Source organism: Roseiflexus sp. RS-1, from assembly GCF_000016665.1.
Lineage (GTDB): Bacteria > Chloroflexota > Chloroflexia > Chloroflexales > Roseiflexaceae > Roseiflexus.
This window is the reverse complement of record NC_009523.1, coordinates 2,523,138-2,536,167: the sequence shown is the minus strand read 5'-3', so window position 1 is coordinate 2,536,167 and position 13,030 is coordinate 2,523,138. Positions and strand designations below refer to the sequence as shown.

Annotated in this window: 13 protein-coding genes; 7 read left to right on the top strand and 6 right to left on the bottom strand. The window is 60.0% G+C overall.

The window, feature by feature from the left end:
- Positions 1–3: 3 nt before the first annotated feature.
- The 6 genes from ROSERS_RS10585 to ROSERS_RS10560 are packed head-to-tail and all read right to left on the bottom strand — an operon-like array spanning position 4 to position 6,480.
- Entirely contained in the window at positions 4–1,431 is a 1,428-nt protein-coding gene (locus tag ROSERS_RS10585; protein WP_011956776.1) for a hypothetical protein, read from the bottom strand.
- A 7-nt stretch (positions 1,432–1,438) separates the two neighbouring features.
- On the bottom strand, positions 1,439–3,115 hold the full coding sequence (locus ROSERS_RS10580) for an asparagine synthetase B family protein (RefSeq protein WP_011956775.1): 1,677 nt from the start codon (positions 3,113–3,115) through the stop codon (positions 1,439–1,441).
- Positions 3,112–3,690 carry a hypothetical protein gene (locus tag ROSERS_RS10575; protein WP_198136374.1) on the bottom strand — a complete coding sequence of 193 codons (579 nt, stop codon included), beginning with the start codon at positions 3,688–3,690 and terminating at the stop codon, positions 3,112–3,114. Before ROSERS_RS10575 ends, ROSERS_RS10580 begins: the two co-directional genes overlap by 4 nt.
- A gap of 13 nt (positions 3,691–3,703) precedes the next feature.
- Positions 3,704–4,636: a hypothetical protein gene (locus tag ROSERS_RS10570; RefSeq protein ID WP_041335149.1), complete on the bottom strand. Its 933-nt coding sequence runs from the start codon at positions 4,634–4,636 to the stop codon at positions 3,704–3,706.
- Positions 4,637–4,683: 47 nt separating this feature from the next.
- Positions 4,684–5,793: a hypothetical protein gene (locus ROSERS_RS10565; protein ID WP_011956772.1), complete on the bottom strand. Its 1,110-nt coding sequence runs from the start codon at positions 5,791–5,793 to the stop codon at positions 4,684–4,686.
- Complete coding sequence (locus tag ROSERS_RS10560) at positions 5,794–6,480, bottom strand: cupin domain-containing protein (protein ID WP_041333470.1); 687 nt, start codon at positions 6,478–6,480, stop codon at positions 5,794–5,796.
- Between the two features lie 150 nt (positions 6,481–6,630).
- Between ROSERS_RS10560 and ROSERS_RS10555 the strand changes: the two genes are divergently transcribed.
- The 7 genes from ROSERS_RS10555 (at position 6,631) to ROSERS_RS10520 (ending at position 13,027) form a co-directional block, all read left to right on the top strand.
- A complete protein-coding gene (locus ROSERS_RS10555) occupies positions 6,631–6,918 on the top strand; it encodes a type II toxin-antitoxin system Phd/YefM family antitoxin (protein ID WP_011956770.1) in 288 nt (95 codons plus the stop codon).
- Between the two features lie 19 nt (positions 6,919–6,937).
- Positions 6,938–7,204 carry a Txe/YoeB family addiction module toxin gene (locus ROSERS_RS10550; protein ID WP_049767505.1) on the top strand — a complete coding sequence of 89 codons (267 nt, stop codon included), beginning with the start codon at positions 6,938–6,940 and terminating at the stop codon, positions 7,202–7,204.
- A 286-nt stretch (positions 7,205–7,490) separates the two neighbouring features.
- Positions 7,491–9,269, top strand: a complete 1,779-nt coding sequence (gene metG, locus ROSERS_RS10545) for a methionine--tRNA ligase (RefSeq protein WP_011956768.1) — start codon at positions 7,491–7,493, stop codon at positions 9,267–9,269.
- 105 nt (positions 9,270–9,374) lie between these two features.
- Positions 9,375–9,716, top strand: a complete 342-nt coding sequence (locus ROSERS_RS10540; RefSeq protein ID WP_011956767.1) for a hypothetical protein — start codon at positions 9,375–9,377, stop codon at positions 9,714–9,716.
- A 484-nt stretch (positions 9,717–10,200) separates the two neighbouring features.
- Positions 10,201–11,106: an MBL fold metallo-hydrolase gene (locus ROSERS_RS10530; RefSeq protein ID WP_011956766.1), complete on the top strand. Its 906-nt coding sequence runs from the start codon at positions 10,201–10,203 to the stop codon at positions 11,104–11,106.
- Positions 11,088–12,209 carry a hypothetical protein gene (locus tag ROSERS_RS10525; protein WP_157041033.1) on the top strand — a complete coding sequence of 374 codons (1,122 nt, stop codon included), beginning with the start codon at positions 11,088–11,090 and terminating at the stop codon, positions 12,207–12,209. The genes ROSERS_RS10530 and ROSERS_RS10525 overlap by 19 nt, the downstream gene beginning before the upstream one ends.
- Positions 12,210–12,211: 2 nt before the next feature.
- Entirely contained in the window at positions 12,212–13,027 is an 816-nt protein-coding gene (locus ROSERS_RS10520) for a universal stress protein (RefSeq protein WP_011956764.1), read from the top strand.
- Positions 13,028–13,030: the final 3 nt, after the last annotated feature.

The window sequence follows — 13,030 nt, the reverse complement described above, 5'->3', positions numbered from 1 at the left end:
TTCCTACTCCTCACCTCCAACCCAACGCATATCATTGAACGCTGCGCCCACGATGCGCCCGTGTTCGTCGATACGCGCCGATCTGCCGCTGACCTTCCAATCGCTGCTGAAGTTGCCCAACCCGCCGATCATCTGTGGCGATCCGGCTGGATCGACGGTTGCGTAGACCATAAAACGGGCGTGGGCGTCGATGGGCTGCAATGCGTGCAGCGCCCATGGCGGGCATACGTCCAGCGGATAGGTCACATCAACATAGCGCTGGATAATCCACGGTTCCCCCTGCGCCAGCCGTTCTTTCACAAATGCCAGCGTTTTTTGGGCTGCGCTGCGCGAACCGTTGAGACGCAGCACGCCACGTCCCTGGCTGTAGTATGCCCCGATGCCCGCACCGCACTTCAACACCAGCATGCGCCGCGCGGCGGTCGACAGATGGGCAAGGTCGTCCAGGGTGCGGATCGAACATAACTGACGCGCGATCCCTTCAGGTGCGCCATCGGCGAGCGGAGAGAGATCGATTGTTCGGGGATGCACCAGGACGACTGCACCAAACAATGCGCGTAGCCGTGCATCGAACAGGTGCGCATAGGCAGGCATAAATGGCAGCGCCATTCCCCACTTCTGACGGTACACATAGTTGATCGGCGTTTCGATCCAGAGCCTGCCATCAGCGGCGGCGCGCGCCAGGCGCACAATCATCGGCGGCGCGATCGCCGGTAACAATTCCTGAGCATACAGGAAATCGATCCGCAGCAGTTTCCCGCCGTCGGTCACCATGACATTGCCGCTCCGCTCGACAATCCGCCGCATCCCTTCGCGTCGGTCGAAAACGATATAGCGCATGCCCTGATGGTCGCAAACGCGTCGCAGGTAGTGCTCACCGCGTAGCCAGACCGAACGAACAGCATTGACAGCAACCGGTTCACCATTGCCGCAGCGCAGGATCAGCGCGCGTAACCCCTGCACCAGATCGCCAGCACGCACAGCGGTTGCCGATGCGACACCGGCGCAGATGTCATGAATCCCGAAGAAGAGACCGACCCCGCCCGATTTCCACTGCACTTCGGCAATCGCCCGCGTTGCACCGATTGCGATATAGTCCACCCGACAGAAACGTGGTTCGAGACCGGCGGCAAGCGTGATACGCTGCGCCTGAACTTCTTCGGGACGAAGTCCATATTCGCACAGATCGGCAATCCAGCGCGGCTCTTCACCCGCCAGCGACGCGCGGTACAGATCGTTCCAGGTGCGGTAGAAGCGCCAGATCAGCGCAAGATCAGCGGTTATTGCCGCAGTTTCAGCGCCGTCGAGCACGCACGACGAAGGTGTAATCAACGACGGATATGCCTCCCCCGTTCCGTAGATCAAACCATGGGCGGTGAAGGCTTCGAACAGGTCACCCGCAACGCTATCGGGATGCCGGAGAAGTTCCACGATCCTGCTACAATCGATATGCGCGCAACCACAGTTCCAGCGTGAGCAGCAACCAGATGAATTGACCGTGACGCCGCCAGATCAGACCCCTGCCCTGCATCCAGACACGCACCGTCTGTTCACGAAAGAGACCCCGCGCCTGCGCCTGTGATCCCAGCAACAGGTCGTTCGCCATCTCGCGCAACGGACCGTGCAGCCAGTACTGCACCGGCATCAACATACCGCTCTTGGGACGGTTCAGAATGGTCTCCGGAAGAAGATCGCGCACTGCGAGCTTCAGGATCCATTTTTCCTGCAAACCGTGGAGTTTCAAAGCAGGCGGTGTCGCAAATGCAGCATCGATCAGGTGCGGGTCAAACAGCGGCGAACGCCCTTCGACACCACTGGCTGCGGTCAGGCGCTCGACTTTCGGCAGAATGTGGTGCGCGCCTTTCGTGCGCAGGTTGGTGTACAGCAGACGGTTCAGGAACGAGGTCATGCGCGGCGACTCGAGGTACGGTTGCACGTGGCGCTCCAGCGATGGCGCATCACGCAACGCTTCCAGCACATCGGGGGTGAGCAACCGATCCAGTTCGCCGTAGCACTTCTGATACGAGCGCAAATAGGCGCGTGCCCGCGCCGCCGGGTCTGGATCATCGCGGTGGAACTCGAACATCAGCATCGGCAGGTTCTTGGGACCGCCAAACACCGGATCGCCGCCTTCGCCGTTCAGGATCACCGCCAGACCATCACGCGCTGCGGCGCGCGCCAGGAGCAGGTTGGGCGTGGTGAGCGGGTCGCCGACCGGACAGTCGAGCAGGGCAACGGTTTCCGCCAGATGGTCGGCGACAGTCTTTCCATCGAATGTGAGCACAGTATGCGTTGTACGGCAGTGTGCAGCGACCAGACCGGAGTACGCCAGTTCGTTGGGGTATTCATCGCCAAAATTGATCGCATACGTGCGTACCGGTCGGTCGTGCAACCGTGCTGCCAGCGCAGTGACCAGGCTGCTGTCGATGCCGCCAGAGAGGAAGACCCCCACGTCCTGGTTGACCGGCAGGCGTGCAGCAACCGCCTGTTCGAGCAGATTGCGCAACCGCTGTGCATATACTTCTGGCGGGTCAGCTTCGCACCATTCATATTCGCGCGGCTCCCAGAAGACGTCCTCACGGCGCGCACCATCGGCGCACAGGCGGAGACAACGCCCTGGACGCATCTCGTACACGCCATCGATCAGCGTTTCGTCACCCGGCAGATAGGCAAACGTCAGGAACGAACGGACGGCATTCAGGTTCAGGCGCGCATGCTGACCGATCAGGGAACGCAACGCGCCCAGTGACGCAGAAGCGACCCATCGTTCCTCGAAGCGGGTATAGAACAGCGTGCGCGCTCCAGCGTGATCGCGCACCAGGATCAGGTCTTCGCCGTCGAGGATGGCGAGCGCAAACATACCATTGGCAAGCGCAAAGCCACGCGAACCATACTGTGTGTACAGGCGCAACAGGATCATCCCATCGGCGCAATCGTCCGGCAATGAGACGCCATCGCGCCGCAGCGCATCGATCAGAGAGGCACGGTTGAACAACCGCACCGAGCCAGCCGCAACCAGACCATCGAGCCGGTACGTTTCCGACCGACGTCCGTCGGGCTCGATCCAGGAGGCAAGACGACCGCTAACCGATTCTGTGATTGTCGTCTCAATCATCCGAAGTCTCCGACATCAAGATCGCCAATATCGTCACTGTCAAATTCCGATCCCTGTTCAACAGGTTCATACTGTATTGCACTATCGTCGCTATAACTGCTATCCCAATCAGTATCGACACCGCCGCCGCCGATGCCGCCATCGCTCCCATAACCGGTCTGCTGTTGTTGCAGCGCTTTCTGGCGCAACATTTCTTCTTCCTCAGGCGACAGAAACTCCGGCGGCGGCACGAGTGCGCCAAGCAGAAACCCGGCGCCCATAGATGCCAGGATCATACCCACTCGACCACTAAACGACGTCTGGTTCACCGTCAACACCCTTCCACCATGCCAGAGTGTGCGCCCATACCCCTGTTCACGGGCATAGATGACCTGTCCATTATTGAATGTGCGCTTGATGATACCGTCACCGAGCAACTCGTCTATCCCTGCATACCCCTGACTATCCTGCCACTCGACCCGTCCGTCCGGCAGACGACGACGCCATTCGTAGCGACCATCGCTGAAGGAACGGCGCAAACTGCCATCGGCGAGCACTTCGTCCTGATACGTCAACACATGGGGATTCGATTTCACAACCACCTCCAGGTTACGCAGTCCAACTCATATAGCCAGATGCACGCCACCGATGGAACCCAGACCACCAGGAGTCGCGGCGCGGCGTCGGGCGAGTGGCACGTCGCAGCGCGCGCAGCAACACAACCGGGGAGAGGGCGGCGAGTTCCGCCTGATACCCGGCACGCAACCAGAGACGTTCGATCAGGTTCAGCGACGCGGGCAGTTCGCCGGTGTCCGCAGCGTGACGCAAAGCGAACAGATGGCGCCGCAACGCGTGCATGGGACGCAGTCCCAATGCCGTTACCCGGAAGCCGCGCGGTACATCGAGCAGTTCGGCAGCGTGAGTGATCCACCGCAGACCTGCCAGGCTCGCGTCGTGCACCAGTAGCACCCGTGGTGAGGATGCGCGTATGAGCATTGCAACCAGCGCATCGGGCAGGGGCGTCGCTTCTTCCCGCGCGAGAATGGCGCACGCCATCTCCATGTGCAGGAAGTTCGCGCGCAACATTTGCGCAATCGAGGCATCCTGACAGACGAGCGCATATGCCAGCCCATAGTCGTAGAGGTCAGGTTCACGTCCATCGATTGCACGCCAGGGCGCCGGATCATCGGGAAGCAAACCCGGCGGATCGCCGTAGCGGATGCGGTATGTCGTCAACACTTCATCGAACAACGCATCGGTCACCGGCGGCGTGAGCGTAAATGGCAATCGGCGCACAAGGGACGGAACGGCGATCCGGGCGCCCGCGCCCATGATGCCGGACCAGAGCGGGCGTGAAGGGCGCCACGCTGCAAGCACCGAAGCGCTGCCCACTGCTGCCACGCTCGACCACGAAGCAACCACCTGTGCGAACGGCAGCAACGTGCGACAGAACTCATAGTAGAGTTGCTGGCGCGTGTAGCGCACCCCGCTGATGCCGATCTGCGTCACACTCTGATCGAGTGCGGCAATGAGGCTTGCCATTGATGACGTCCGTTTCAGAAATAATCCGTTCATGCACTGCTCCGCCGCTACGAGGGCCAGGTCATAAAACCGACGGCGCGCGCCTGCGCCTGCGCCTGCGCTTCAGGATCGACAATGCGCGCGGGCGCCAGGCGTTCCACTGCCTGCGTCACAATCGTCACCAGGCGCGCGGGCGGGATAAACAGAGCCGACGTCACATACCCCCTGCGCAACCATTCGCGCTCTTCCGGCGTCAGCGCCAGACCGCCCGGCATCTGCGCCCGGCGTTCGAGTAGATCGAGCAGTTCGCGCGGCGTTGCCTCACGCTTCCACGGCAGGCGCAACTGCTGCACGTGGCGGGGACGCAGCCCCAGATCGACGATCCGGTGGTTCGGCGCGAGACCCCATCGGGCGGGCAGCAGCGCTGGCAGCAAACATCCGGACACGCTGGCGTCGTGCACCAGCAGCAGCGGCAATTGCGGACGGCTGCGCAGCAAGGCGATGATTGCCTCATCAGCGCTGGCGGGTTGATTGGGGTTGATCAACGCCAGACCGAGGCGCTGCGGCAACCCATTCGCCCGCAGGCAGTCGAGCACATCGGCGACCGGCGACGTCAGCACGGCGCGCACCTCAGATGGCGGCAGTTGAAACCGGCGCAGCGCCGTCGCCTCCTGAGCGGTCACCCTGCCGGGCAACACGCCGTGGATGCGTTCCCAGGGAGCAATATACCGCTCCTCGAAACGCTCAAGTATCGGCAAAAACCCATACAGGGGAGGCTTTGAAAACTCAAGATACTGCCTGGCTGCCGAGATTCCGAGAATAATCATAACCAGAAATGCAATGCAGGAGAAGATACGAACAGGTTCAATGAAAAGGCTTACAAAGAGGCTTACCAGAACCATGATGGCAACAATGCCGATCACAAGCATTCTGTCCCTTAAGTCGAACTGCGGTTTTCTCCTTATTCTGTTCCGAACCGCAGCGTGCCCGAGTTGCGCCGCCGTATACCAGCACTTTCCCTGATCGCTCAGACGTTCGGCAAGCCCGCGCAGGCGCAGGTCGCTCATTCCCAGCACATCGCCGCGCGGTTCCAGCGCGAATGGACGGCGGCACTTTGCGCACTTCCCATCGCGCCGATCACGGTATTTCAAATCAGCAAGGCAATGCGGACATTTCATTCATGCGCCTCCCTCCAGTACGCCAGCAAGCCGACGCAGGAACCCTGCCAGACGCTCACGCAACGACACATCTGCATGCACACGTTCAGATGCCATCTCTGCTTCCAGTTTCCGCAGCGCGGCAACCAGGCGCTCCGCCGCCTCATCGCCGCGACGGGCGCGCTCTTCCGCCATTGCCGCTGTAATCGCATAGTCCTCGTGATCGATGCCCATGCCGGTGTTGGCAATCACCAATGGTAACGGCGCATTGGCGCGATTGTTGAACGAATGGGGCATCATTGCCGGAATATGGAGCAGTGAGCCGGGAATCAATCGCACGTGAGCGACTGCCTCCTGGTCGTGGTCGTACAACCCGCACGACGCATACCCCATGCTCAGCACGAAGTGCTCCGCGCCGTGTGCATGGGGGGTAAAGGCGCTGTGCGGGTGAACAAATCCGAGTTTGAAGGTGGCATTCGCCGGATTGTCGTCCGAGGTAGAGGCGGAACCGATCAGGTAGCGCGTATACTGCCCGGTATCGATAAAACGCAGCATGTCGACGCAATCCTCGGCGCGTCGGGTCGGATCCAGGCGACGGATCGAGTTCCTGCTCACTGTATAGACGATCCCGTCTGGACTGAAGACATAGACAGTCGCACCGCGTGGAAGAGTGGTTGCGAGGCGCTCGAGATATCTGGCAAAATGCATAGGCGCTATTGCAGTGCTATCAAGCACGATTAATGCTACCATGTCGCACTGTGTTTGTCATCAAGAAATTGTTAAGTGTTTGTCGGTTTTGACAGTAAGCAGGACATGCCGTACAGTACTTCTGTACAACATTGAGTTCGGGAGACTGATATGCCCGTCCAGACGACCTACACGCAGGCGTGCGCCCGACTGGCAGCGCTGCTCGATGACGTGGTCAATAATCGTGATATTGTTATCATTCAGCGTCGCAGCGGTGAAGATGTTGCCTTGATAGCTGCCGACGAATTGCAGAGCCTGCTTGAAACAGTGCATCTTCTCCGCTCGTCAGCCAATGCGGAGCGTCTGCTGGCGGCGCTCACACGGGCGCGGCAACGCAATGGAACGCCACAGTCCATTGATGACCTGCGTCGTGAGGTAGGGCTTGTCGAAAACGAGTAAGAACGATCGGGCGCAGAGCATGCTGCGTGATGCTGTGTTCCAGCCAGAGTTTCGCGATGATCTGAGCTGCTGGGTTGAGAAGGACAGGCGAACCGCATTGCGCATCATGACCTTGATCGAAGCCATTATGCGCGATCCTTTCACCGGTACAGGCAAACCAGAACCGATCAGGTATCTGGGTGCGGATGTCTGGTCGCGGCGGATCACTCAAGAGCACCGTCTGGTGTATGTCGTCAGTGACGACCGGATCGATTTCCTTCAAGCGCGCTATCACTCCACCGATTGACTCTCCTCTTGCGGACGTGCTATACTCCTGATACGTATTCGCCGGTTGGAACCCCTCGAAACACATGCGTACACCACGTGACATGCCTGATGACCGTCTTCCCCGCGCGATGCGCATGATGGGGATAATGTCGCCTGCGGTCTGCATGTCGCCGGGGTAACAGCACGACAATACGCGACATCCGGGCCGTGGGTAGCATAAGCGCCCACGGCTTTTGTATTGAGAGTTGCATAATCGCCCGGTTTCGCCTATCCTTGCATTAAGCATAGAAAGTCAGAGGTTCTCTATGCCCGACAACATTCTGGTCGCAGTTGCCTGGCCCTACGCTAACGGTCCGTTCCATGTCGGTCATATTGCGGGCGCGTATCTGCCCGCCGATGTTTTCGCGCGCTACCAGCGCTTGCGCGGCAACCGGGTGCTGATGGTCTCCGGTTCTGACTGCCACGGGACGCCAATCACCATCGCCGCCGAGCGTGAGGGTATTACGCCGCAGGATGTCATCCGACGGTATCACCCGACGTTCCTTAAAACCTTCCAGACGCTCGGTATTTCGTTCGACCTGTTCACGCAGACGTATACCGACAATCACTACCGGGTGACGACCGATATCTTCCTGCGCTTGCTGGAAAACGGCTATCTCTACAAGGAAACAATGGTCGGCTCGTACTCTGAGACGCTGGGACGCTTCCTGCCGGATCGCTTCGTTGAAGGAACATGCCCGAACTGCGGGTATCCGCGCGCGCGCGGCGATCAGTGCGACGGTTGCGGGCATCTGCACGATCCGCAAGACCTGATTGCGCCGCGTTCGGTGCTCGATGGTGCACCGGTTACCTTCCGCGAGACCGAGCATTTCTTCCTCGACCTGGCGAAACTTGAACCGCAGTTACGCGCCTGGCTCGACAGCGTTGACCGGAGCTACTGGCGCCCGAATACGCTCCTGTTTACCCAGAACTGGCTCCGCGAGGGGTTGCGCGGGCGCGCCATCACCCGCGACCTGGAGTGGGGCGTACCGGTGCCGGTTGATGACCCGACGTTCAAGGACAAACGCATTTACGTCTGGTTCGATGCGGTCATCGGCTATTACTCGGCGTCAATCGAATGGGCGCAGCGCAGCGGCGCGCCGGATGCATGGCAAGAGTGGTGGGTGTGCCGTCCCGATGGTTCGTCGCCAGCGCGGTCGTACTATTTCATCGGCAAGGACAATATTCCGTTCCACACGATCATCTGGCCCGCGATTCTTATCGGCTATGGCGACCTAGCGCTCCCCTATGATGTGCCCGCCAACGAATTCCTCAATCTCGAAGGCGACAAAATGAGCACCAGCCGGAACTGGGCGCTCTGGGCGCCAGAGATTGAGGAGCGGTATCAATCTGATGCCATTCGTTACTACCTGATCGCCAACGGACCGGAAACGCGCGATAGCAACTGGAGTTGGGCGGATTTCGTGCAGCGCGTCAATAGCGAACTTGTGGCGACGTGGGGGAACCTGGCGAACCGTGTGATCAGCCTGACGCACCGCAATTTTGGCGCGGTGCCGCAACCCGGCGCATTGATCGACGCCGACCGTCAGTTGATCGCTGCGACGCAGCAGGCGTTCGAGCAGGTGACGACGCTGCTCGAAGGGGTCAAATTGCGCGCAGCATTGCAGGAGGCGATGGCGCTGGCGCAGACAGCCAATCAGTATCTCAGCGATCAGGAACCGTGGAAACTCGTCAAGAGCGATCAGGAGCGCGCGGCAACCGTGTTGTTCGTGGCGCTGCGCACGGTCGATACGCTGAAAACGCTCTTCTGTCCGTTTTTGCCGTTCAGCAGTCAGCGCCTGCACGAGTTGCTCGGCTACAGTGGAACCATCGCACCACAGCCATACGTCGAAGAAACCGACGCGCCGGATGGCGCGCCGCGCCTGATCCTGACCGGTGATTACACCACAGAGGCAGGCTTGTGGACTCCCAGTGTACTTGCGCCAGGACAGCCGATTCACGCGCCGGCGCCTCTGTTCCAGAAACTGGATGAATCGATCGTGGCGGACGAACTTGCGCGTCTGCACGCAAAAGTGCGTTCGTGAAAGGAGATGATGGAAGACGAAGATCAATGCGAAGATGCGGTCGTGAGGAGGAGAGCGAGCATCGAGGATTGGGAAGGAGCATCGTCACAGAGGAGAACAGCAGGAATGAATGAGTGGACAATTCGCCTGATCGTCGCGCTCATCTTCGCAGCAATTCTGGCATACCAGGCGCGCGGAGCGGTTGGTCGACCGATGACGCGCCGCGCATATACGTTGGGGGCGACGGCATTTCTCGCATTCGCGGCGCTCAACCTGGCGCTGGCGACCGGCGCCGGGTTTGGCATCATCCAGATCGTACTGGGCATCCTGGCGGTCGGGTTGTTGTTCTATGCAGTGGTATCACTGTTGATGGGCGCGCGCGCTGGCGAAATGCGACGGGGACAGGAATCGGCAGCAAAAATGATCGAGGAGTTCAAGAGACGTAGCGAGCGGCGGGAGGAGGGGTGAAGGTTGAACGTTGCGGGTTGAACGTTGCGCGTTGAACGTTGCAGGTTGAACGTTGCGCGTTGAACGTTGCAGGTTGAACGTTGCGCGTTGAACGTTGCAGGTTGAACGTTGCGCGTTGAACGTTGCAGGTTGAACGTTGCGCGTTGAACGTTGAGCGTTGAAGGTTGAAGGTTGAACGTTGAACCCACCGTTCGCTCATTTTTCTGACGAATGGCTTCCTGATGCGATCCGCGACTTGACAAATAACGATCTGGCTGCGAGGACGCCCCCGTTTTATGGCATCAGGAAGCCTTGCATGAAAACAAGCGAACCGAGGGTTGAAGATTGAACGTTGAGCGTTGAAGGTTGCACGTTGAACGTTGAACGTTGAACGTTGAACGTTGCGGGGTGAACGTTGCGCGTTGAACGTTGCAGGGTGAACGTTGCGCGTTAAACGTTGAGCGTTGAAGGTTGAAGGTTGCAGGCGTTGTAGGGGCACGATTCCATGTCATTATTCCAGCCAATCACGACTCATACCGCATACATTCCGGGCGCTAATAATCTGGGCATTGTTCTGACCGACGATGGCGGCGCGATTGCGATTGATACCGGTCTCGACAGAGATACCGGTCGTCTGGTGCGGCGCGCACTCGATGAGGCGCAGCGCCAGCTGCGGGCGATCATCAGCACACACCATCACGCCGACCATATCGGCGGCAATGAGTATCTGGTGCGCAACCTTCCCAATGTCGCCGTCTACGCCGCGCGTCTGGAAGCGCCCCTGATTGAACATCCGCTCCTCGAACCGATCTACCTGTCGCTTGGAGCAACCCCGCCATCTGCCCTGCGCACCAAATGGTTGATGGCAAAGGGCGTGCCGGTTCAGCACATCATCGATGGCGACGCCATCGAGATAGCCGGGACGACGCTGGAAATCGTGGCGCTGCCGGGGCATAGCATCGGACAGATCGGCGTTGCCGTCGATGGCGTCTGTTTCGCCGCCGATGGGTTCTTCGGTCCTGAGGTGATCTCGAAGCACGGAATCCCGTATGCACACGACGTTGCTGCTCAACTTGCATCGCTGGATCGCCTGGCAATGCGAAAAGAACGTTTCTTTCTGCCGGGTCATGGTGCATTGACGCCGCAGAGTGAACTGGACGCGGCGATCCGGATCAATCGGCTTGCCATCGAACGTGCAATGCATGCGGTACGCGACGCACTCTCCGAACCCGGCGACACATTAACCGTCGCGCGTCGGGTGCAACGCACATTGGGACTGACCATCACAGGGTTGCCGCAGTATGCCATTTTTGTCGCAGCAGTTGCTGCCCACCTCAGCCACCTCGAATCGACAGGTGCGGCAACGCTGATAATGACCGATGAAGGCGCCGTATGGCGTGGTGGGTCATGAACGACGATGATATGACCGGCGTCAGGGCAGGACAGCGCGCGGCGGTTGGTGTGTCGCTCCACGCTGGCTGGTTGCTGCGCATCGTGTGCGCCGTTGCTGGATTACTGGTCTTCATCCTTGCGCTCAATCTGCTCAAAGAAGGCGCACGTGACTATGGACGCGCCATGGTTGCGTCATTCAACGTCACCAGCCCGGTCAGCGCCCTTGGCTTCGGCTGGTTGCTGGCGTATATGTTTCTCAGCGGCTCACCGGTTGCAGCGATTGCGATCGCCTTCTTTGCTGCAGGCACACTCGATGCGCTGCAAACGTTTACCATGATCACCGGATCGCGCCTGGGCGCATCCCTGATTGTGCTCGTGGTCGGATTCTTCTACTATTTGCGCGGGCACCGGCGCGCTGCGAGCATTGCTATTGGCGTGCTGGCGCTGCTGACCACGGCAGCGATCTACCTGCCAGCGATGGCGCTCGGCTATTGGGCATTGACGTCGGGCTTCGTGCAGACGATCCAGGCGGACGCGGACACGCCATTGATGTCGGTGCTCGATTGGATGTACGAGCCGATCATGAACGCAATCAATGCGCTCGGCTTGCCTGGATGGGCAAAGTTCGGCGCTGGTGTTGTGGCGCTGCTCACAGCATTCGCCCTCCTGGATCGTGCGCTGCCGCAGGTCGAACCGGAGTCGAACGCCTTCAGCCGTATCGGTCGGTTGGTGTATCGCCCTATGGTGATGTTCGCGCTCGGCATGGCGGTCACCTCGGTGACAATGTCGGTTTCGGTTTCGCTCTCGATCCTGGTGCCGCTCTCGGTGCGCGGATTGGTACGGCGCGAAAATACGCTGCCCTACATTATGGGGGCGAATATTACGACATTTATTGATACCCTGGTTGCCGCATTGATCGTCGGCGGCGCGGCTGCCTTCACGATCGTCCTGGTGGAAATGGTGAGTGTGGCGATCCTGTCGCTGATTGTGCTGTTGTTTTTCTATGACGCTTTTCAACGATCAATCCTGCGTCTCCAGGACTCGATCGTGCGCCATCGCAGGACGCTCGCCGCTTTTCTGGTTGTGATGTTTATCATTCCGGTCATTCTTCTTGCCTTCTGAGTATGAACCTGTTGATCTACGCTGGTCCCGGTCCCTGGCGCAACGAAGCGCTCGCCACCGCCGCTCAGTTTGCCGGGCGTGTTGCGACGCTGGTGACCCTGGTGACGGGCGGTGGTATGAGCAATGCCCCCCTGCTCGACGATGCACTTGCACGATTGCGCCTTCCACCTGATGTGGAGGTCAGGCGCCGGGTGGTGGAAGGCACGCCGCAAGAAGCGATCATGACCGTCGTTGACGAAATGACGTATCACCTGGTCATCTTCGGACGTTTTCAGCGTCCGCTGGAACGTCTGCTGCCCCTCCGCCGCAGCGACGCGCTGACGCGCCGTTTACGCTCCGCCGTCCTGCGGGTGCACGGCCCGGCGCGCCCCATCCGGCGCATTCTGCTTGCCAGCGGCGGCGATCAGCATACCTTCGCCACCGCCGGATACACGGCGCAACTGGCAGCGCCCCTCGGCGCTTCTATCACGCTGCTGCATGTCGTCTCCCAGCAACCAATCGTGTTCGAGGCGCTGGCGCCATCGATATCCGACGAAGCAACCTTCCTGGAAAGCCAGACGCCAGAAGCGACGACGCTGCAACAGGTGGCGGCATGGCTGCACGCGCGCGGGATCGCCGTCGCAATCCGGGTGCGCTTCGGTCTGGTGCTGGACGAAATCCTGACAGAACTGGACGAGGGCGATTACGACATCCTTGCGGTCGGAACCCATCATGCCGCCGGGCCCCTCGATCGTGTGCTGCTCGAAGACCTGACCGGCGACCTGCTTGATCGCTGCCCGCGCACCGTGCTGGTCGCCCGACGCATGCCTCGTGATTGAACG

Coding starts and splice junctions, on each gene's coding strand:
- ROSERS_RS10580 (WP_011956775.1), bottom strand. CDS start 3,115: ATGATTGAGACGACAATCACAGAATCGGTTAGCGGTCGTCTTGCCTCC.
- ROSERS_RS10570 (WP_041335149.1), bottom strand. CDS start 4,636: ATGGCAAGCCTCATTGCCGCACTCGATCAGAGTGTGACGCAGATCGGC.
- ROSERS_RS10565 (WP_011956772.1), bottom strand. CDS start 5,793: ATGAAATGTCCGCATTGCCTTGCTGATTTGAAATACCGTGATCGGCGC.
- ROSERS_RS10560 (WP_041333470.1), bottom strand. CDS start 6,480: ATGCATTTTGCCAGATATCTCGAGCGCCTCGCAACCACTCTTCCACGC.
- ROSERS_RS10555 (WP_011956770.1), top strand. CDS start 6,631: ATGCCCGTCCAGACGACCTACACGCAGGCGTGCGCCCGACTGGCAGCG.
- ROSERS_RS10550 (WP_049767505.1), top strand. CDS start 6,938: ATGCTGCGTGATGCTGTGTTCCAGCCAGAGTTTCGCGATGATCTGAGC.
- metG (WP_011956768.1), top strand. CDS start 7,491: ATGCCCGACAACATTCTGGTCGCAGTTGCCTGGCCCTACGCTAACGGT.
- ROSERS_RS10540 (WP_011956767.1), top strand. CDS start 9,375: ATGAATGAGTGGACAATTCGCCTGATCGTCGCGCTCATCTTCGCAGCA.
- ROSERS_RS10530 (WP_011956766.1), top strand. CDS start 10,201: ATGTCATTATTCCAGCCAATCACGACTCATACCGCATACATTCCGGGC.
- ROSERS_RS10525 (WP_157041033.1), top strand. CDS start 11,088: ATGGCGTGGTGGGTCATGAACGACGATGATATGACCGGCGTCAGGGCA.
- ROSERS_RS10520 (WP_011956764.1), top strand. CDS start 12,212: ATGAACCTGTTGATCTACGCTGGTCCCGGTCCCTGGCGCAACGAAGCG.